Below are 18,420 nucleotides of genomic sequence, written 5' to 3'. Positions count from 1 at the left end.
GTCGCCGTAACAGGATCTGGACTGTGCGTCGCCCTGCGGCCATATCGGTGGGCATGGACGAGTTCCGGATGATCTCGACGATCCTGGCGATGGTGCTGGGCCTTGCGGTGACGCGGCTCCTGCTGGGCTTCGTCACCGTGTTTCGATTGCGCTCGCGGTCGGCGGTCGACTGGATCACCGTGACCTGGGCCGGCGTCCTGTTCATCGAGATGCTGGAATACTGGTGGGCGATCAATCACCTCGCCGCCATGCGCAGCACCTTCGGCTTCGCCGACTTCCTCTTCCTCGTCGGCCTGACGCTCACGCTCTTCGTCGCCTCGGCCCTCATCCTCCCGAGCCGGGCAGAGGACGAGGACGGCAGCCTGCGCGCCTACTTCGAGCGCGACGGCCGATACGGCCTCGCGGCGCTCGTCGCGTTCCACGTTCTCGGGATGGGCGCGAACATCCACTACTTCGGACAGTCCCCCATCGCGGTGTGGGCCCTGCTCGACGTGCCGATCATCCTCTTGCCGGCGCTGGTCCTGCTGGCCTCCTCGCGGCGCGTGCGCGCCTGGACGACGGCCGCGTACGTACCGCTGCTCGCCGTCGATCTATGGGTCTCGCTCGCGGTCGAATGACCACGGGACGCGAGCCGCCGCCCACCGTCTGAGCCGTCATCGCCTCCGTATCTGCAGGGCGATCGCCACGACGAAGGCGGCGTCGAGGGCGGTGATGCCGATCAGCGCCAGGAGCAGGGCGTCGGGGCCGATCGCCTCCATGAGCCACGCCCCCGCGAGCGGCGCCAGCGCCGCGACGAGGAGCTGGGGGAGGGCGAGGCGGCCCATGAGCGCCGCGTAGCCGTGCGCGCCGAACAGCGCGAGCGGCAGGGTGCCCTTGACGATCGAGCGGATGCCGATGCCCGCGCCGTAGCAGACGAGCGCCAGGGTGAGGATGCCGGCATGCCCGCTCGCGAGCAGGGCCACGCCCGCGAAGGTGAGCGACGCCGACGCCCCGGCGGTCCAGATCGGGTGGTAGCGCCGGCCGATCCAGGCCTCGAGCACGCGCGCGCCCACCTGGCTCGGCCCGACCAAGGCCGCGAGGCCGACCGCCGCGGCCAGTGCGAGGTCGCGCGTCTGGAGCACGGTGATGAGGTGGACGGAGAGGACGGCGGTGGCGAGCCCGCTCACCGTAAGCGCCGCCGACAGCGTGAGCCGCAGCAGGCGTTCGCCGCCGGCCGCCGGCGCGGGCGACGAGGCGGCCTTCCCGGGCGCGTCGCCGGAGAGCGTCGGGCTCGCGACGGGCGCCGGCGCCGGCCGGCGCGGCAGGAGCGTCAGGTAGAGCGGCGCGATGACGAGGACGTGCATCGCGGCGTAGGAGAAGCAGGCGCCGCGCCAGCCCAGCGTCTCGACCAGGAAGGCCGAGAGCGGCCAGCCCACCGTCGAGGCGAAGCCGCCGAACAAGGTGAGCGTGGTGATCGCCGAGCGCGCCGTCGATCCGTAGAGGCGCCCGAGCGTGGCGAAGGCGGCGTCGTAGAGGCCAGCCCCCATGCCGAGCCCGATCACCAGCCAGGCGCCGAGATAGAGCGTACGCGTCGTGGCGAGCCCGAGCAGGGCGAGCCCCGCGGCCATCACCAGCGCCGAGCCCACGAGCACCGGCCGCCCCCCCGTCGCCTCGACGGCGCGCCCCACCCGCGGCGAGATCAGGCTCGCCGCGACGAGGCCGAGCGTCAGGCCGCCGACGACGAAGGTCTTCGGCCAGCCCGTGTCGCCGGCGATCACCGGCGCGAGCACCGCGAGCAGGTAGAAGGTCGATCCCCAGGCGAGGATCTGGGTGATGCCGAGGGCGGTGATCACGACGGGGCGCGACGGCCCCGTCGGTGCGGTGGTCGCCGCCGGGTCGGCGGCGGCTGTCCCGGACGGTGGGCTCACGCGGCGGCTCCGCAGCAGCCGCCGGCGGTGGCCGGGGCGGGGGACGCGATCGGGACGGCGTCGGCGGAACGCTCGCCTCCGCAGCAGCCGCGGGCGCCCTCCGGGGCGGGCGCGCAGCACGCCACCGACCCGTCCGCGAGATCCGTCGTGCACACGCCGGTCTTCGGCAGTGTCAGTTCCACCCGGTCCGCCTCCTCGAGCGCCCCCGCGAGGGCGGCGACGACGGAGCGGACCTGCTCGTAGCCGGTCATCAGGAGGAAGGTCGGCGCGCGGCCGTAGCTCTTGGCGCCGACGACGTAGAAGCCGCGCTCGGGATGGGCGAGCGCCGCATGCCCGTGCGGCGAGACGCTGCCGCAGGCGTGGACGTTGGGATCGATGTCGCCGGCGAGCGCCCGCGCGCATTCGAGCCACGGGTCGAGATCGATGCGCAGCTCGCGCAGGAAGCCGAGCTCCGGCCGCTGGCCGGTGAGGGCGACGATGCGGTCGAAGGGGCCGATCGCGCGGCCGTCCTCGCCGTCGACGACGAGGCCGCCGTCGCCGTCCTCGCGCACTGAGGTCGCGAGGAAGCCCGTCTCGAGCCGCACGCGCCCCTCCGAGACGAGCGCCCGGAGCCGTTCGCCGAGCGCGCCGCGGGCGGGAAGCTCGTCTCCCGCGCCGCCGCCGAAGGCGCGGATCGGCCGCGCGCCGCGGATGGCCCAGGCCACCGTTCCGGCACCGGTCTCGGCCGCGAGGTCGGCGAGGTCGATCACGGCGTTCGCCGCCGAATGCCCCGCGCCGATCACCAGCGTGCGCGCGCCGGCATGCAGCGCGCGGTCCCGCCCGAGGGGATCGGGAATGCGATAGGCGATGCGGCCGGCAGCCTCGGCCTCGCCGAGCGCCGGCACGCCGGAGCCGCCGAGCGGATTGGGCGTGCTCCAGGTCCCCGTCGCGTCGACGACGGCGCGTGCCGTCAGGCGCGTCCGGCGGCCGTCGGCATGGGCCACGTCGATCCGGAACGGCGCCTGCTCGCGCCGCGCGCTGCGGACCTTGTCGAGCCCCGCGCGAGTCACGGCGACCACGCGCGCGCCGGTCTCGATCCGCCCGTGAGCGGCCAGCGCGTCCGCCAGCGGTGCGAGGTAGCGGTCCGCGAGCTCGGCTCCCGTGGGCAGCGCGTCCGGATCGGGCGCGACCCACCCGGCGCGCGCGAGCAGCCGCCGTGCGGCCTCGTCGATGTCGTAGCGCCACGGCGAGAACAGGCGCACGTGGCCCCAGTCGCGCACGTGCGCGCCGACGTCGGCACCCGCCTCGATCACGACGAACGGCAGGCCGCGCGCGGCGCAGTGCGCGGCGGCCGCGAGGCCGATCGGGCCTGCCCCCAGGATGGCGACCGGGAGCCCGGCCGGGCCGGTGACTGCGTTCATGATGCTCTCCTCACGATGTCGATAGTTCCAGAATTTTGGAAATAGAGGAGCGCGAAAATGCGCTACACGGCTTCCTCGCGCGCGCTCCGTCGGGATGCCGGGCCGCAGCCGCTCTCCACGCAGCATTCCTCGGAGAGGAAGGCCACGAGCCCGCTCATGACCGGGTAGTTCGCGCGGCAGATCAGCGTCGTGCCCTGGCGTTCCTGCGTCACGAGGGCGACGCCGACGAGGGCGCGCAGATGGTGCGAGAGCGTGGAGGCGGGGATGCCGATACGGTCCTGCAGCGCGCCGACGGCGAGCCCGCCGTCGCCTGCGCGCACGAGGGCCCGGTAGATCCCGAGCCGGGTCGGGTTGCCCAGCGCCTCGAGACGCTTGGCGATGGCGAGCGTGGTGTCCATGAATGCAGCTTGCCCCCGTCGGAGCAGGGCGTCAACGGTAATTCCAGAATTACCGAAGTTGTGTGCGAAACCTATCGCGGCGGCCGCGCGCGGGCGACCGCCGCGCCGCTCCGCGCATCATGCGCCCGGAGGCGGGGGCAGGAACTCGACCTCGTGGCGGGCCGAGAGCGCGACGACCGCGCCGGGCTCCTGCTCGGCCATGGAGTGGATGCCCCAGAACAGGTCGTAGAGCTTGCGTGTGGGCGTCACCCAGAACAGGCACTTCACCGGCTGGTCGGTCTTGTTGAAGATGCCGTGCGGCATGCCCTTGGGCATGCGGATCAGGTCGCCCGCGTTCGCCACGACCTCCTCGCCGCCGAGCATCAGGTCGAAGCGGCCCTCGAGCATGTAGATGTACTCGTCCTGGGTCGGGTGGATGTGCGGCGGCACGAACGTGCCGACGGGGAACGTCGCGTGCCAGGAGAAGCACTGCTCGGTGACGCTCTTGGGCACGTAGATCTGGCCGAGGATGTTGAGGCGCACGCCCTCGAACCCCTCTCCGCCGGGCGTGATCCCGGCGATCTCTTCGGTACGCATGGTGACGGCTCCCCTCTCGTTGCTCGTGCGTGTTCGTCAGACGTGGAGGAAGCGGTCCTTCACGCTGGCATCGGCCTTCAGGTCGGCGCTCGTGCCCATCCAGGCGACGCGGCCCTTCTCGACGACGACGTGCCGGTCCGCCAACGGGATCAGCGCGTCGACGTTCTTGTCGATCACCAGGATCGCCTGCCCCTCGGCCTTGAGGCGGGCGAGGCAGTCCCAGATCTCGGCGCGGATGAGGGGCGCGAGCCCCTCCGTCGCCTCGTCGAGGATGACGAGCTTGGGGTTCGTCATCAACGCACGCCCGATGGCGAGCATCTGCTGCTCGCCACCCGAAAGCTGGGAGCCGAGGTTGCGGCGCCGCTCCTGGAGCCGCGGGAAGAGCGCGTAGATGCGCTCGAGCGTCCAGCGCGGGGCGCCGAAGCGCGTCGCGGCCGTGGCGACGAGGTTCTCCTCGACGGTGAGCGTCGGGAAGATCTGCCGGCCCTCGGGCACGAGGCCGATGCCGCATTGCGCGACCTCGTAGGAGGGCAGCCCCCGGATCGGGCGGCCCTCGAAGGCGATCTCCCCGCCCTTGGGGCGCACGAGGCCGAGGATGGAATTGACCGTCGTGGTCTTGCCCATGCCGTTGCGGCCGAGCAGCGTCACGACCTCGCCCTCGCCGACGTCGAAGGAGATGTCGAACAGGACCTGGGCGGGGCCGTAGCTCGATTCGAGATGGCGCACGGACAGCATCAGGCGGCCTCCTCGCCGAGATAGGCCTCGCGCACGGCGGGGTCGGCGCGCACGGCGTCGGGTGCGCCGGTGGCGATGACGCGGCCGTAGACGAGCACGCTCACCCGGTCGGCCAGCGCGAACACGGCCTCCATGTCGTGCTCGATCAGCACGATCGTGTAGCGGTGCTTGAGCGCCAGCAGCGTCTCGACGACGCGCTCGCTCTCCTCGCGGCCCGTGCCGGCGAGGGGCTCGTCGAGGAGGAGCAGCTTCGGGCGCGTCGCGAGCGCGACGGCGAGCTCGAGCTGGCGCTTCTCGCCGTGGGAGAGCCGGCCGGCGACGACGTCGGCGCGGGCCGAGAGCCCAACGGTGGCGAGCGCCTCCATCGCCTCGTCGTCGAGCGCGCGCTCGCGCGACGGGTCGCCGAAGAAGCGGAAGGAGGAGCCCGAGCGGGCCTGCACGGCGGTCGCGACGTTCTCGCGGGCGGTGAAGCCGGGCAGGATCGAGGTGATCTGGAAGGAGCGGGCGAGCCCGGCGCGCACCCGCTCGTGCATCGGCGTACGGGTGACGTCGCGCCCGTCGAACAGGATCGCGCCCGAATCGGAGGGGGCGAGGCCGGAGATCTGGTGGATCAGCGTGGTCTTGCCGGCGCCGTTGGGCCCGATGATCGCGTGCAGCTCACCGGTCTCGACGGCGAGCGAGACGTCGTCGGTGACGGCGAGCGCGCCGTAGTTCTTGCGCAGGTTCCGCAGCTCCAGGATCGCGCTCATTTCGCCCTCTTGAAGAAGCCGAGGATGCCGCCGCGCGCGAACAGCGCGACGAGGACGAGGAGCGGGCCGAAGATCAGCTTCCAGTCCTGCGTGATGCGCGCGAGGATCTCCTCCAGGAAGAGGAAGGACATCGCGCCGACGATCGGCCCGACGAGCGTGCCCATGCCGCCGAGCACGACCATGATGATCAGCTCGCCCGAGCGCTGCCAGGAGATGAAGGCGGGGGAGACGAACTCCAGCTGGTTCGCGAGCAGGAAGCCCGCGAGGCCGGCGATCATGCCGGCGATCACGTACGCGCAGAGCTGGTAGCGATAGGGATCGTAGCCGATCGCCTGCATGCGCACCGGGTTCTCCTTCGTGCCGCGCAGCACGCGCCCGAAGCGCGAGCCGACGATCGCGCGCAGCATGGCGTAGACGCCGACGAGGCAGGCGAGCACGAGGTAGTAGAAGACGAGATCGTTCTCGAGCACGTCCGTGCCGAGCACCGTGCTGCGCGAGGGCAGGGTGAGCCCGTCGTCGCCGCCGTAGGGCGCCAGCGATGTCGTGAGGAAGTAGACCATCTGCCCGAAGGCGAGCGTGATCATGATGAAGTAGACGCCCTTCGTGCGCAGGGAGATCGCCCCCGTGACGAAGGCGAAGAGCGCGCTCGCCAGAAGCGTGACGAGGAGCTGGACGAAGAGGTCCGGCACCGCGTGCGCCATCAGGATGCCGACCGCGTAGCAGCCGATGCCGACGAAGGCCGCGTGGCCGAAGGAGACGAGCGCGCCGTAGCCGAGGATGAGGTCGAGCGAGAGCGCGGCGATGGCGAAGATCATCGCGCGGATGACGAGCGAGAGCAGGTAGCCCTCCGCGCCGACCTGTGCGATCGCGGGGGCGAGCGCGAAGAAGGCGAAGAGCGCGAGGGCCAGCGCCTCGCGGCGCCAGAGCGGCGGGCGGGGCGCGGCCGTGGCGGCGGGAGGATCAGCCTTCTCCGGCGGTGTCGCGGCGGCTTTCGCCGCGGGGGAGGCGGTGTCGAGCATCGGCGCGGGCCCCTTCAGCGCTTGACCGGGAAGAGGCCGGCGGGGCGGAAGAACAGCACCGCGGCCATGAGGATGTAGATCAGCATCGGCGCCACCGCGCGCCCGATCGTGGAGGCCGCGCCGGGGTCGAGGAAGAGGCGCAGCACGTCCCCGGCGAAGGTGCGACCGAGCGTGTCGACGAGGCCGATGATCAGCGCCGCGAGGAAGGCGCCGCGGATCGAGCCGATGCCGCCGATGACGATGACGACGAAGGCCAGGATGAGGAGGTTGTCGCCCATCCCGGGCTCGACCGAGAGGATCGGCGCCACCATCGCCCCGGCGAAGCCGGCGAGCATGGCGCCGAAGCCGAAGACGATCATGAAGAGCCGGCGGATGTCGACGCCGAGCGCCGAGACCATCTTGGCGTTGGTCGCGCCGGCACGCACCAGCATCCCGGCGCGGGTGTAGTTCACGAGCACGTAGAGCAGCGCCGCGACCCCGAGCCCCGCGCCGATGATGGCGAGGCGGTAGACCGGGTAGAAGAAGCCCTCCATGAGCTGGATCGAGCCCTGGAGGAACTCCGGCACCGGCACGAAGAGCGGCGAGGAGCCCCAGATCACCTTCACGCCCTGGTTCAGGAACAGGATGATTCCGAAGGTGGCGAGCACCTGCTCGAGATGGTCCTTGTCGTAGAGGTGCCGGAAGACCACGGCCTCGAGCAGCAGCCCGAAAACGAGCGCGGCGGGCAGGGCGAGCAGCAGGCCCAGCCCGAAATTGCCGGTCCAGGTCGTGAAGGCGAAGGCGAAGTACGCCCCGATCATGTACTGCACGCCGTGGGCGAGGTTGATGAAGTCCATGACGCCGAACACGAGCGTCAGCCCCGCCGCGATCAGGAACAGGATGATCCCGAACTGCAGGCCGTTGAGGGTCTGGACGAGGATGAGCGTGGTGTACATGGCGCGAAGGTCCTCGCTGAAGGGCGTCGCGTGCTCTCCACGGGGGAGGGAGCCCGGGCGGAGCCCGGACCGGAGAGGGCGAACGGACGTGAGCGAGCGTCGCCCGTGATGCCGGCTCTCCCCTCTCCCTCGTGGAGAGGGGCCGGGGGTGTGGGGCGTGCAGGATGTGGCGCGATCGTCGATGCCAATCGGTCTCGCCGGCGGCGGCCGATCGCTCTTCACCCGACGCCCCACACCCCTAGCCCCTCTCCACGAGGGAGAGGGGAACTCCGTCGCGGTTCCGTCGACAGCCTTTCGACGTCCGAGGAACCGCGACGATGGCCGTCACGGCCGCCTCAGCCGCCCATCTGGCACTCGGACGCGTAGACGTCGCCGTAGTCGTCGAAGACCTGCTCGACGATCTGCGTCTGGAACATGCCGTCCTCGCGCTGGGCGACCTCGACGAGGTAGAAGTCCTGGATCGGGTACTGGTTGTTGTTGAACGCGAAGTCGCCGCGCAGGGACTGGAAGTCCGCCGCCTTGATCGCCGCGAGCAGCGCATCCTGATCGCCGATGCCGCCGGCGGCCTCGACCGCCGAATCGAGCAGCATCGCGGTGTCGTAGGCCTGCATGGCGTAGGAGCCCGGAACGCTTCCGAACTTCTCGATGTAGGCCTCGACGAACTCGGCGTTGCCGGGGGTATCCATGTCCGGCGCCCAGGTCATCGCGCCGAACATGCCGAGCGCCGCGTCCTGCTGGGCGGGCAGCGTCGATTCGTCCACCGTGAAGGCGGACAGGAAGGGGATGCGGTCCTTCATGCCGGCCTGGTTGTACTGGCGCACCAGGTTCACGCCCATGCCGCCGGGCATGAAGGTGAAGACCGCGTCGGGCTGCATCGCCGCGATGCGGGCGAGCTCGGCGGAGAAGTCGAGCTGGCCGAGCTGGGTGTAGACCTCGTCGACGATCTCGCCCTCGAAGTGCCGCTTGAAGCCCGCCGCCGAATCGCGCCCGGCCTGGTAGTTCGGCACCATGATGAAGACGCGCTCGTAGCCGCGGTCCTGCGCGACGCGGCCCATCACCTCGTGGACCTGGTCGTTCTGGTAGGAGGTCACGAAGAAGTTCGGGCTGCACTCCGCGCCGGCATAGGACGAGGGGCCGGCGTTGGGGCTGATGAGGATGCGGTCGGCATCCATCACCGGCTTGTGGATCGCCTGGAGGATGTTGGAGAAGATCGGGCCGACGACGACGTCGACGCCGTCGCGCTCGATCAGGCCGTTGACGCGGGTGAGCGCGACGTCCGGCTTCTGCTCGTCGTCGACGACCACGACCTCGACCGGCACGCCGCCGAGCTCGCCGCCGAGCTGCTCGATCGCGAGCTGGAATCCGTCGCGGGCCTGCTCGCCGAGCGAGGCGGCCGGGCCCGACAGCGTGACGATGATGCCGACCTTCAGCGGGTCGGAGCCCTGCGCATGCGTCAGCGCGGTCGTGGCGAGGAGCCCGAGCGCCGCGAGGCCGAGATGCTTGGAAATGCGCGTCATGAAAGCTGTACTCCCGTTTCTGGCTGTTCCCCGCGCGATTTGCCGCGCTCGTTGATGCCGCTGGGGCACTGTACGCGACGGGACGCGTCCGCAAAGCGCCTTTTCCGGCACCCCCGTCGCGCCCGCCGCCAGGCCCGCCCGAACCCCGCTTGACGCGGCCCTCGTTCCGGCCTGATATTTGAAGCTTAAAACAAGCCGCGCGCAAACCACAAGAGCCCGGACGCATCTTCGCGACGGGCGGGACGAGGAGGGAGCGCCATGGACACCGCACCGCGCCACCGCAGCGCGCAGAAGGGACGGCTCGCCGGCCGCCACGCGCTCGTCACCGGGGGCGGGCGCGGCATCGGCCTCGCGATCGCCCGCACGCTGGCCGAGGCAGGTGCGGAGGTCACCGTGCTCGGGCGCGACATGGCCGCGCTCGAGCGCGCCATCGCCGCCGGCGCGGCGCGCCACGCGGTCACCGCGGACGTGACGATCGAGGAGGCGGTGGCGCACGCGCTCGGCGAGGCGGCCGAGCGGGCGGGGCCGATCGACCTGATGATCTGCAACGCCGGCGCCGCCGAGACGGCGCCCTTCCAGGCGACCTCGAACGAGATGCTCCGGCGCATGCTCGACATGAACTTCACGAGCGTCGTCTTTGCCGCCCGCGCGGTGCTGCCGGGAATGGTCGAGCGCGGCTTCGGGCGTATCGTGGCGGTGGCCTCCACCGCGGCGCTGAAGGGCTACCCGTACGTGTCCGCCTACGTCGCCGCGAAGCACGCGACGCTCGGGCTCGTGCGCGCGCTGGCGCTGGAGACGGCCCGCAAGGGCGTGACGGTCAACGCGGTGTGCCCCGGCTTCACCGATACGGACATCGTCGCCCACAGCGTCGAGCGGATCGTCGCCAAGACCGGCCGCACGCCGGAAGAGGCGATGGGGGAGCTGACGAAGCACAATCCGCAGGGGCGGCTCGTGCGTCCCGAGGAGGTCGCCGATGCCGTCGCGTGGCTGTGCGGCGCCGCCGCCGCCTCGGTCACCGGCCAGGCGATCGCGGTCGCCGGGGGCGAGGTGTGATGCACGATCGCGTATCCGCCGACGAGAATGCGCCGGAGCCGGTGCCGCTGGACCACGAGGCCAAGGCGCTCGAGGCGCCCGCCGAGCACGCGGCCGAGCTGCGGCTGTGGCTGCGCCTGCTCACGCTCTCGACCATGATCGAGGGCGAGGTGCGCCGGCGCCTGCGCGAGCGTTTCGACGTGACGCTGCCGCGCTTCGACCTGATGGCGCAGCTCGTGCGCGCGCCCGACGGGATGACGCTGTCGGACGTCTCCAAGCGCATGATGGTCTCGAACGGCAACGTCACCGGCCTCGTCGAGCGTCTCGTCGAGAGCGGCCACGTCGACCGGCGCGTGTCCGAGACCGACCGGCGCGCGCAGGTGATCCGCCTGACGGAGGAGGGGCGCGCCGCCTTTCGCGCCATGGCGGCGGAGCACGAGGCCTGGATCGCCGAGATGCTCGGCGGGGTCGACGCGGACGAGAGCGAGGCGCTGATGGGGCTGCTCGGGAAGGTGAAGGCCTCGACGCGCACGGCCATCGACGCCAATGCGCAGGCGCGCACGAACAGGAACGCCGGCACGGGAGGCCCGCGATGAACCCCGCCAACGCCGTCACCATCCCGGTCGCGTCCTACGCGCCGGCGCATTTCCTGCTCGACGTGTCGGACGGCGTCGCGACGGTGACGCTGAACCGGCCGGAGAGGAAGAACCCGCTCACCTTCGAGAGCTACCGGGAGCTGACCGATCTCTTCGCGGCGCTCAAGAAGGACGAGACCGTCCACGCGGTGGTGATCGCTGGGGCGGGCGGCAACTTCTCCTCGGGCGGCGACGTGTTCGAGATCATCGAGCCGCTGACGAAGATGGGCACGAAGGAGCTGACCGCCTTCACCCGGATGACGGGCGAGCTCGTGCGCGAGATCCGCGCCTGCCCGCAGCCGGTGATCGCGGCGGTGGAGGGGATCTGCGCCGGGGCCGGCGCCATCATCGCCATGGCGAGCGACATCCGCCTCGCCGCGCCCTCCGCCAAGGTCGCCTTCCTGTTCAACAAGGTCGGTCTCGCCGGTTGCGACATGGGCGCGTGCGCGATCCTGCCCCGCCTCGTCGGCCAGGGCCGCGCCTCCGAACTGCTCTACACCGGCCGCTTCATGCGCGCGGAGGAGGGCGAGCGCTGGGGGTTCTTCTCGCGCGTCTGCGAGGGATCGGTGCTCGAGGAGGCGCGTGCGCTCGCCGCCGAGATCGTCACCGGCCCGACCTACGCCAACACGATGACGAAGCGCATGCTCGCCATGGAATGGGCGATGTCGGTGGAGGAGGCGATCGAGGCCGAGGCCGTCGCGCAGGCTTTGTGCATGACGACGAACGACTTCCGCCGCGCCTTCGAGGCCTTCGCGCAGAAGACGAAGCCCGTCTTCGGCGGCGATTGAGGAGGCGCGCGCCCATGCCCGACGAGAGCTTCCTGCGCTGGCCGTTCTTCGAGGACCGGCACCGTGACTTCGCGATCCGGCTGAAGGACTTCGCCGCGGATCTTGATGTCTCGCACGACGACGTCGACGAGGCCTGCCGGACCCTGGTGCGCCGCCTCGGCGAGGCCGGCTGGCTGCGCGCCGTGGCGCCCGCGGCCTATGGCGGGCAGGGCGAGACCTACGACGTGCGCACGCTGTGCCTCGCCCGCGAGACGCTGGCCTACCACGACGGGCTCGCGGATTTCGCCTTCGCGATGCAGGGGCTCGGCACGGGACCCGTGACGCTGTTCGGGTCCGACGCGCTCAAGCAGCGTATCCTGCCGGGCGTGGTGCGGGGCGAGCGCATCGCCGCGTTCGCGCTCTCCGAACCGGAGGCCGGCTCCGACGTGGCGGCGCTCTCCACGTCGGCTCGGATCGAGGGCGGCGAGGCGATTCTCGACGGCGAGAAGACCTGGATCTCGAACGGCGGCATCGCCGACCACTACGTCGTCTTCGCCCGCACCGGCGAGGCGCCCGGCGCGCGGGGGCTCTCCGCCTTCCTCGTCGAGGCCGACAACCCGGGCCTGACGGTCGCGGAGCGCATCGACGTGATCGCACCCCATCCGCTGGCGCGCCTGCGCTTCGAGGGCTGCCGCGTGCCGCTCGATCACCGCATCGGCGCCCCCGGCGGGGGCTTCAAGGTGGCGATGGCCACCCTCGACGTCTTCCGCTCGACGGTGGGCGCGGCCGCGCTGGGCTTCGCCCGCCGCGCGCTCGACGAGGCGCTGGAGCGGGCGCGTACGCGCCATCTCTTCGGCGCGCCCATGGGCGAGCTGCCGCTGACGCAGGCCGCGCTCGCCGAGATGGCGACCGACGTCGACACGTCCGCGCTCCTCGTCTACCGCGCCGCCTGGACCAAGGACATGGGCGCCCCGCGCGTCACCCGCGAGGCGGCGATGGCCAAGATGGTCGCGACCGAGAGCGCGCAGGCCGTGATCGACAAGGCCGTGCAGATCTTCGGGGGGCTCGGCGTGACGAAGGGCGTGCCCGTCGAGGCGCTCTACCGCGAGATCCGGGCGCTGCGCATCTACGAGGGCGCTACCGAGGTCCAGAAGATCGTCATCGCACGCGAGACGCTCAAGGGAGCGGGAGGATGACGCACCGCCGTCATGCCGGGTCGCGAAGCGGGCCCGGGACCCAGACCCACAGGTGCTCGCCTCAGGGTGCGCGGACGCGCGCCCGTCCACCCGCCGCCGATGCGGGCGTACGTGGCCGCGGCGTTCGCACGCCGCTAGGTTCGGCCGCGCCGGTTCCGGGTCCCGGACTGCCTTCGGCATCCGGGATGACAGGGGTGCGAGGCATTTCAAGCCATCGGAGACGCGCATGATCCCCAGCGCCCATCAGGACACGTTCGCGCGCGACAACCTCCCGCCGCGGGAGACGTGGCCGGACTTCGTCTTCTCGCGCCCGGAGCTGCACTATCCCGAGCGGCTGAACTGCGTCGACGCGTTCCTGGACGTGCACGTGCGCGCGGGGCGGGGCGATCGCTCCTGCATCGTCTCGCCGGGCGAGAGCCTGAGCTATGCGCAGCTGCAGGATCGGGTGAACCGAATCGCCAACGTGCTGACGAAGGATCTCGGCCTCGTGCCGGGCGGGCGCGTGCTGCTGCGCTCGGCCAACAACCCGATGATGGTCGCCTGCTACCTCGCAGTGCTCAAGGCCGGCGGCGTCGTGGTGGCGACGATGCCGCTGCTGCGCGCCCGCGAGATCGCCTATCCGATCGAGAAGGCGAAGATCGCGCTCGCTTTGTGCGACGCGCGGCTCGCCGAGGAGATGCGCAAGGCCGAGCCGCTCTGCGATAGCCTCGAGCGGGTGGTCTACTGGGACACGCACGACGCGTTCGGGCTCGAGGCCCTGATGAAGGACGCCTCCCCGGAGTTCGAGGCGGTGGACACCGCCGCCGACGACGTCTGCCTCATCGGCTTCACCTCGGGCACGACGGGCGAGCCCAAGGGCACGATGCATTTCCACCGCGACATGCTCGCGATCTGCGACGCCTATGCCCGCAACGTGCTGCGCGCGACGCCGGACGATCGCTTCATCGGCTCGCCGCCGCTCGCCTTCACCTTCGGGCTCGGCGGCATCGTGCTGTTCCCGCTGCGCATCGGCGCCTCGACCGTGCTGCTCGAGAAGGCGGGGCCGAACGAGCTGCTGCCGGCGATCGACCAGCATCGCGCGAGCGTCGTCTTCACGGCCCCCACCGCCTACCGGGCGATGCTGCCGCGGCTCGGCGAGTTCGACGTGTCCTGCCTGCGCAAGTGCGTCTCCGCGGGCGAGCCGCTGCCGAAGGCGACGTTCGAGGCCTGGCACGAGGCGACGGGGCTGAAGCTGATGGACGGCATCGGCGCGACCGAGATGCTGCACATCTTCATCGCCTCCCCGGAGGAGGAGATCCGCCCCGGCGCCACGGGACGACCGGTGCCCGGCTACGAGGCGAAGATCGTCGACGCGGAGGGGAAGGACCTTCCGCCCGGCAGCGTCGGGCGCCTCGCGGTGCGCGGGCCCACCGGCTGCCGCTACCTGGCCGACCCGCGCCAGACGAAGTACGTCGAGAACGGCTGGAACGTCACCGGCGATACCTACCTGATGGATGAGGACGGGTACTTCTGGTACCAGGCGCGCTCGGACGACATGATCGTCTCGTCGGGCTACAACATCGCCGGGCCGGAGGTCGAGGCGGCGCTCCTCACCCATCCCGCGGTCGCCGAATGCGGCGTCGTCGGGGCGCCCGACGAGGAGCGCGGCATGATCGTGCGGGCCTACGTCGTCCTGCGCGAGGGCGAGAGCGCCGACGCCGGGACCGCGAAGATGCTGCAGGAGCACGTGAAGTCCGAGATCGCCCCCTACAAGTACCCGCGCTCGATCGTGTTCGTCGAGGCTCTGCCGAAGACGCAGACCGGCAAGCTCCAGCGCTTCGCCCTGCGCCGGCAGGCGAGCGAGGAGGACGTCCGGTGAGCGCGCGCATCACGCCACCCGCCCGCGCGCGCCTAGCCGCCGGCGTCCACGTCGCGCCGGTGAAGATCCGATTCGCCCATTGCGACCCCGCGGGCATCGTCTATTTCGCCCGCTGGTTCGACATGATCAACGGCGTCATCGAGGACTTCTTCGGCGCCGCGCTGGGGCTCGACTACCACGTGCTCATCCGCGATCGCCGCGTCGGGCTCGGCTACGGGCAGGCGCACGCGGACTACCTGAAGCCGGGGATGATGGGCGACGTCGTCGACTTCGCCGTGCTCGTCGAGCGGATCGGCGGCGCGTCGCTGGGCCTGATGGTTCCCGGCTATCGCGGGGACGAGCCGGTGATCGCGGCGCGCCTCGTCATCGTGACGACGGACCTGAACGCCCACAGGGCGATACGTCTGCCCGACGACCTGCGTGCGGCGCTGGCCGCCTACGAGGAGAGATGCCGATGACCGGCCTGCGCGAGCGCCTGATGGGCGAGGGGGGCGAGAGCGAGGGGCCGCGCGTGCTGCAGCCGCCGGGCTGGCCCGTGCCGAAGGGCTATTCCAACGGGATGGCGGCGCGCGGCACGCTCGTCGTCACCGGCGGCGTGGTCGGCTGGGACGTCGAGGGCCGATTCCCGGAGGGCTTCGTCGCACAGACGCGGCTCGCGCTCGAGAACATCGTCGCGATTCTCGCCGAGGGCGGTGCCGGCCCGCGCGATCTCGTTCGGCTGACGTGGTACGTCACCGACGTCGACGCCTATCTCTCCTGCCAGCGCGAGCTCGGGCGGGCGTATCGCGAGGTGATCGGCGCGCACTACCCTGCGATGGCGCTCGTGCAGGTGGTCCGCCTCGTCGAGGCCGCCGCGCTGGTGGAGATCGAGGCGACGGCCGTCGTCCCCGCCTGATCGCGAGCCGCGCCCGGCATTTGACAGGCGCGCCCGCGCGGCTCACGCTCCCTCCCGGATCGCGCGCATCCCCCCGTAGGCGCGCCCGAGGATCGTCACGTGCGTATCGTCGTCATCGGCGCCGGCGTCGTCGGCCTGGCCTGCGCCCGCGCGCTCGCCCGGGACGGGCACGCGGTGCGGGTCGTCGAGCGTGCGCTCGACGGGGATCGTGCGTCCTTCGGCAATGCCGGCGGCGTCGCGGTGAGCGAGATCGCGCCCGCGTCGGCGCCGGGCCTGTGGAAGCGCGTGCCGCGCTGGCTCGTCGATCCGCTCGGTCCGCTCTCGATCCGGCCCGGCCACGCCCTGAGGCTCCTGCCCTGGCTGCGCCGCTTCCTGGCGAGCGGGACGCCCGCCGAGATCGCGCGCATCAGCACGGCGAACGCGGCTCTGATGAGGCGCGTGTACGACGACCTTCTCCCGCTCCTCGCGGATATCGGCCTCTCCGGCGACCTGCGCCGCGAGGGTGCGCTGACGCTCTACGAGAGCGAGGGCGGCTTCGCGGCCGAGCGGGCGGACTGGGAGCGGCGCGCCGCGCATGGATTCCCCTTCGAGGTGCTGAGCGGGAGCGAGGCGCGCGCCATGGAGCCGGCGCTCGCCCCGCGCATCGCGCGCGCGGTGTTCGACCCCGGCTGGGGCGTCGTCGCCGACCCGCGCCGGATCGTCGAGGGCCTGGAGACCTGGCTGCGTGCGCGGGAGGTGGCCTTCCACGAGGCGGAGGCGACGGCGCTCGAGCCGAAGCTCGACCGGGTGACGATCACGCTCGCAGACGGGACGACGGGGGACGCGGACCTCGTCGTCGTCGCCGCCGGCGCCTGGTCGGCGCGCCTCGCGGCGAGCGTGGGCGACCCGGTGCTGCTCGAATCGGAGCGCGGCTACAACGTCACCATCCCTCGGCCGAACGTCGCGCTGTCGCGCCAGCTGATCTTCGCCGAGCGCAAGTTCGTGGCGACGCCGCTCGCGGTCGGGCTGCGGATCGGCGGAGCCGCCGAGTTCGCCGGGCTCGACGCGTCCGCCCGCCACGCGCGGGCGGATGCGCTCGCGCGCCTCGCACGCATCTACCTGCCGGACCTCGACGCCCGCGACGGGACCCGCTGGATGGGCCAACGCCCCTCGACGCCCGACGGGCTGCCGGTGATCGGCTGGTCGCCGGGAAAGGGCCGGGTGATCTACGCATTCGGCCACGGCCATCTCGGCCTCACCCAGGCGGCGACGACGGGACGTCTCGTCGCAGGGCTCCTCTCCGGCGACACCGCGGGCATCGACATGGCGCCCTACGGCATCGCCCGGTTCGCACGGTAGGCGGCGCGATCGACCGGTCGACGGCTGTGGCGGGCGGGCGATAATACTGAGCTAATACTTCGTGGTTGGTGGAATATCTTCACTTTAGAGCGATTCTCAACTAGACTGAGCCTCTTTTCAGCAATTCTAAGCTTCGTTCTAGCGCTTGACGACTTCGTCTCGTTCGTTATTCATGCCGCCCATCGCCGGTACGGCACCTCGTGCGCGACCGGCCCAACGGATGAACGTCCGGGCGCTCCCGCGGCTCGGACAAGGGAGAGAGAGACGATCGCCATGACCCATCCTTCGCCCGCACGCCGCACCCTCCTTCTCGGCACCGCGCTCGCCGCCGGCCTCGTGGGCCTGCCGGCGCTGGCCGTCGCGCAGAGCGGCGAGCTCAACCTCTACTCGTCGCGCCACTACGACACCGACGAGGCGCTCTACGCGGAGTTCACGGAGCAGACCGGGATCACGATCAACCGCATCGAGGCGGGTGCCGACGAGCTGATCGAGCGCATGATCTCGGAGGGTGCGAACTCCCCTGCCGACGTGCTGATCACGGTCGACGCCGGCCGCCTGGAGCGCGCCGACGAGGCCGGGCTGTTCCAGGCCGTCGACTCCGAGGTGCTCGAGGAGCGCGTGCCGGAGTACCTGCAGGATCCGGAGAACAAGTGGTTCGGCTTCTCCAAGCGCGCCCGCGTGATCATGTACGCCTGCGACCGCGTCGAGAACCCGCCCCGGACCTACGAGGCGCTCGCCGACGAGGAGTGGCGGGGCCGCCTGCTGATCCGCTCGTCGACGAACATCTACAACCAGTCGCTTTCCGGCGCGATCCTCGCCGCGCTGGGCGAGGAGGCGACCGAGGAGTGGTCGCGCGGCATCGTCGCCAACATGGCGCGCGAGCCCCGCGGCGGAGACACCGACCAGATCCGTGCGGTCGCGGCGGGGGAGGGCGATCTCGCCGTCTCCAACACCTACTACCTCGGCAACCTGCTGCGCTCGGACAACCCCGAGGACCGTGCCGTGGCCGAGCAGATCTGCGTGGTCTTCCCGAACCAGGACGACCGCGGCACCCACGTCAACATCTCCGGCGCCGGCGTCGCCGCGAACGCCCCGAACCCCGAGGCGGCCAAGCTCTTCCTCGAGTACCTCGCCTCCGATTCGGCGCAGGCCTACTTCGCCGAGGGCAACAGCGAGTACCCGGTCGTCGAGGGCGTCGCGGCGCCCGAGTGGATCCAGCGCTTCGGCGAGTTCCAGGAGGACGACCTCTCGGCCGAGACCTTCGCCCAGAACAACGCCGACGCCCTCATGGTCATGGATCGGGCCGGCTGGAAGTGATGCGGCGGACAGAGCCGGGGGGGGGGGGGGGGGGGGCCCCCCCCCCCCCCCCCCCGCGGGGGGGGGGGGGGGGCCCCCCCCCGGGGGGGGGGGGGGGGGGCCGCGGGGCCCCCCCCCCCCCGCGGGGGGGCGGCCCCCCCCCCCCA

19 protein-coding genes are annotated in these 18,420 nt (G+C 71.6%); 10 read left to right on the top strand and 9 right to left on the bottom strand.

From position 1 onward, the window contains the following. Positions 1 to 23: 23 nt before the first annotated feature. Positions 24 to 617, top strand: a complete 594-nt coding sequence (locus tag ACTZWW_RS08770) for a hypothetical protein (protein WP_444780568.1) — start codon at positions 24 to 26, stop codon at positions 615 to 617. Between the two features lie 36 nt (positions 618 to 653). On the opposite strand, the gene ACTZWW_RS08765 is transcribed toward ACTZWW_RS08770, so the two are convergent. The 9 genes from ACTZWW_RS08765 to ACTZWW_RS08725 all read right to left on the bottom strand — a co-directional run bounded on the left by ACTZWW_RS08765 (position 654) and on the right by ACTZWW_RS08725 (position 9,236). Continuing rightward, a complete protein-coding gene (locus tag ACTZWW_RS08765; protein ID WP_444780567.1) occupies positions 654 to 1,907 on the bottom strand; it encodes an MFS transporter in 1,254 nt (417 codons plus the stop codon). Continuing rightward, entirely contained in the window at positions 1,904 to 3,307 is a 1,404-nt protein-coding gene (locus tag ACTZWW_RS08760) for an NAD(P)-binding domain-containing protein (RefSeq protein ID WP_444780566.1), read from the bottom strand. Before ACTZWW_RS08760 ends, ACTZWW_RS08765 begins: the two co-directional genes overlap by 4 nt. A 62-nt stretch (positions 3,308 to 3,369) precedes the next feature. Beyond that, positions 3,370 to 3,705, bottom strand: coding sequence for an ArsR/SmtB family transcription factor (locus ACTZWW_RS08755; protein ID WP_444780565.1), 336 nt, complete (start codon positions 3,703 to 3,705; stop codon positions 3,370 to 3,372). A gap of 117 nt (positions 3,706 to 3,822) precedes the next feature. Next, the gene (locus ACTZWW_RS08750; protein ID WP_444780564.1) at positions 3,823 to 4,281 is read right to left on the bottom strand and encodes a cupin domain-containing protein; all 459 of its coding nucleotides are present in this window, start codon (positions 4,279 to 4,281) and stop codon (positions 3,823 to 3,825) included. 36 nt (positions 4,282 to 4,317) lie between these two features. Further along, positions 4,318 to 5,016: an ABC transporter ATP-binding protein gene (locus tag ACTZWW_RS08745; protein ID WP_444780563.1), complete on the bottom strand. Its 699-nt coding sequence runs from the start codon at positions 5,014 to 5,016 to the stop codon at positions 4,318 to 4,320. After that, the gene (locus tag ACTZWW_RS08740) at positions 5,016 to 5,765 is read right to left on the bottom strand and encodes an ABC transporter ATP-binding protein (RefSeq protein WP_444780562.1); all 750 of its coding nucleotides are present in this window, start codon (positions 5,763 to 5,765) and stop codon (positions 5,016 to 5,018) included. Before ACTZWW_RS08740 ends, ACTZWW_RS08745 begins: the two co-directional genes overlap by 1 nt. Beyond that, positions 5,762 to 6,784 (bottom strand): branched-chain amino acid ABC transporter permease, encoded by a 1,023-nt coding sequence (locus tag ACTZWW_RS08735; protein ID WP_444780561.1) that lies wholly within the window; start codon positions 6,782 to 6,784, stop codon positions 5,762 to 5,764. Before ACTZWW_RS08735 ends, ACTZWW_RS08740 begins: the two co-directional genes overlap by 4 nt. 14 nt (positions 6,785 to 6,798) lie before the next feature. After that, positions 6,799 to 7,719 carry a branched-chain amino acid ABC transporter permease gene (locus ACTZWW_RS08730; RefSeq protein ID WP_444780560.1) on the bottom strand — a complete coding sequence of 307 codons (921 nt, stop codon included), beginning with the start codon at positions 7,717 to 7,719 and terminating at the stop codon, positions 6,799 to 6,801. A 335-nt stretch (positions 7,720 to 8,054) separates the two neighbouring features. Then, positions 8,055 to 9,236, bottom strand: coding sequence for an ABC transporter substrate-binding protein (locus tag ACTZWW_RS08725; protein WP_444780559.1), 1,182 nt, complete (start codon positions 9,234 to 9,236; stop codon positions 8,055 to 8,057). Between the two features lie 258 nt (positions 9,237 to 9,494). Here ACTZWW_RS08725 and ACTZWW_RS08720 point away from each other — a divergent pair, with 258 nt between their 5' ends. The 9 genes from ACTZWW_RS08720 (at position 9,495) to ACTZWW_RS08680 (ending at position 18,274) form a co-directional block, all read left to right on the top strand. Beyond that, positions 9,495 to 10,289 carry an SDR family NAD(P)-dependent oxidoreductase gene (locus tag ACTZWW_RS08720; RefSeq protein WP_444780558.1) on the top strand — a complete coding sequence of 265 codons (795 nt, stop codon included), beginning with the start codon at positions 9,495 to 9,497 and terminating at the stop codon, positions 10,287 to 10,289. Then, positions 10,289 to 10,864 (top strand): MarR family winged helix-turn-helix transcriptional regulator, encoded by a 576-nt coding sequence (locus tag ACTZWW_RS08715; RefSeq protein ID WP_444780557.1) that lies wholly within the window; start codon positions 10,289 to 10,291, stop codon positions 10,862 to 10,864. Before ACTZWW_RS08720 ends, ACTZWW_RS08715 begins: the two co-directional genes overlap by 1 nt. After that, positions 10,861 to 11,691 (top strand): enoyl-CoA hydratase family protein, encoded by an 831-nt coding sequence (locus tag ACTZWW_RS08710; RefSeq protein ID WP_444780556.1) that lies wholly within the window; start codon positions 10,861 to 10,863, stop codon positions 11,689 to 11,691. The genes ACTZWW_RS08715 and ACTZWW_RS08710 overlap by 4 nt, the downstream gene beginning before the upstream one ends. A gap of 14 nt (positions 11,692 to 11,705) precedes the next feature. After that, entirely contained in the window at positions 11,706 to 12,866 is a 1,161-nt protein-coding gene (locus ACTZWW_RS08705; protein WP_444780555.1) for an acyl-CoA dehydrogenase family protein, read from the top strand. 226 nt (positions 12,867 to 13,092) lie between these two features. Continuing rightward, a complete protein-coding gene (locus tag ACTZWW_RS08700; RefSeq protein ID WP_444780554.1) occupies positions 13,093 to 14,724 on the top strand; it encodes a benzoate-CoA ligase family protein in 1,632 nt (543 codons plus the stop codon). Then, entirely contained in the window at positions 14,721 to 15,182 is a 462-nt protein-coding gene (locus tag ACTZWW_RS08695; RefSeq protein WP_444780553.1) for an acyl-CoA thioesterase, read from the top strand. The genes ACTZWW_RS08700 and ACTZWW_RS08695 overlap by 4 nt, the downstream gene beginning before the upstream one ends. Continuing rightward, positions 15,179 to 15,619 carry a RidA family protein gene (locus ACTZWW_RS08690; RefSeq protein ID WP_444780552.1) on the top strand — a complete coding sequence of 147 codons (441 nt, stop codon included), beginning with the start codon at positions 15,179 to 15,181 and terminating at the stop codon, positions 15,617 to 15,619. Before ACTZWW_RS08695 ends, ACTZWW_RS08690 begins: the two co-directional genes overlap by 4 nt. Positions 15,620 to 15,718: 99 nt before the next feature. Next, entirely contained in the window at positions 15,719 to 16,957 is a 1,239-nt protein-coding gene (locus tag ACTZWW_RS08685; protein ID WP_444780551.1) for an NAD(P)/FAD-dependent oxidoreductase, read from the top strand. Positions 16,958 to 17,230: 273 nt separating this feature from the next. Further along, on the top strand, positions 17,231 to 18,274 hold the full coding sequence (locus tag ACTZWW_RS08680; protein WP_444780550.1) for a Fe(3+) ABC transporter substrate-binding protein: 1,044 nt from the start codon (positions 17,231 to 17,233) through the stop codon (positions 18,272 to 18,274). The last annotated feature ends 146 nt before the right edge of the window (positions 18,275 to 18,420 follow it).

It is taken from the genome of Salinarimonas sp. NSM, from assembly GCF_052380005.1.
Taxonomy (GTDB): Bacteria; Pseudomonadota; Alphaproteobacteria; order Rhizobiales; family Beijerinckiaceae; genus Salinarimonas.
This window is presented reverse-complemented; position numbering and strand designations above follow the sequence as displayed.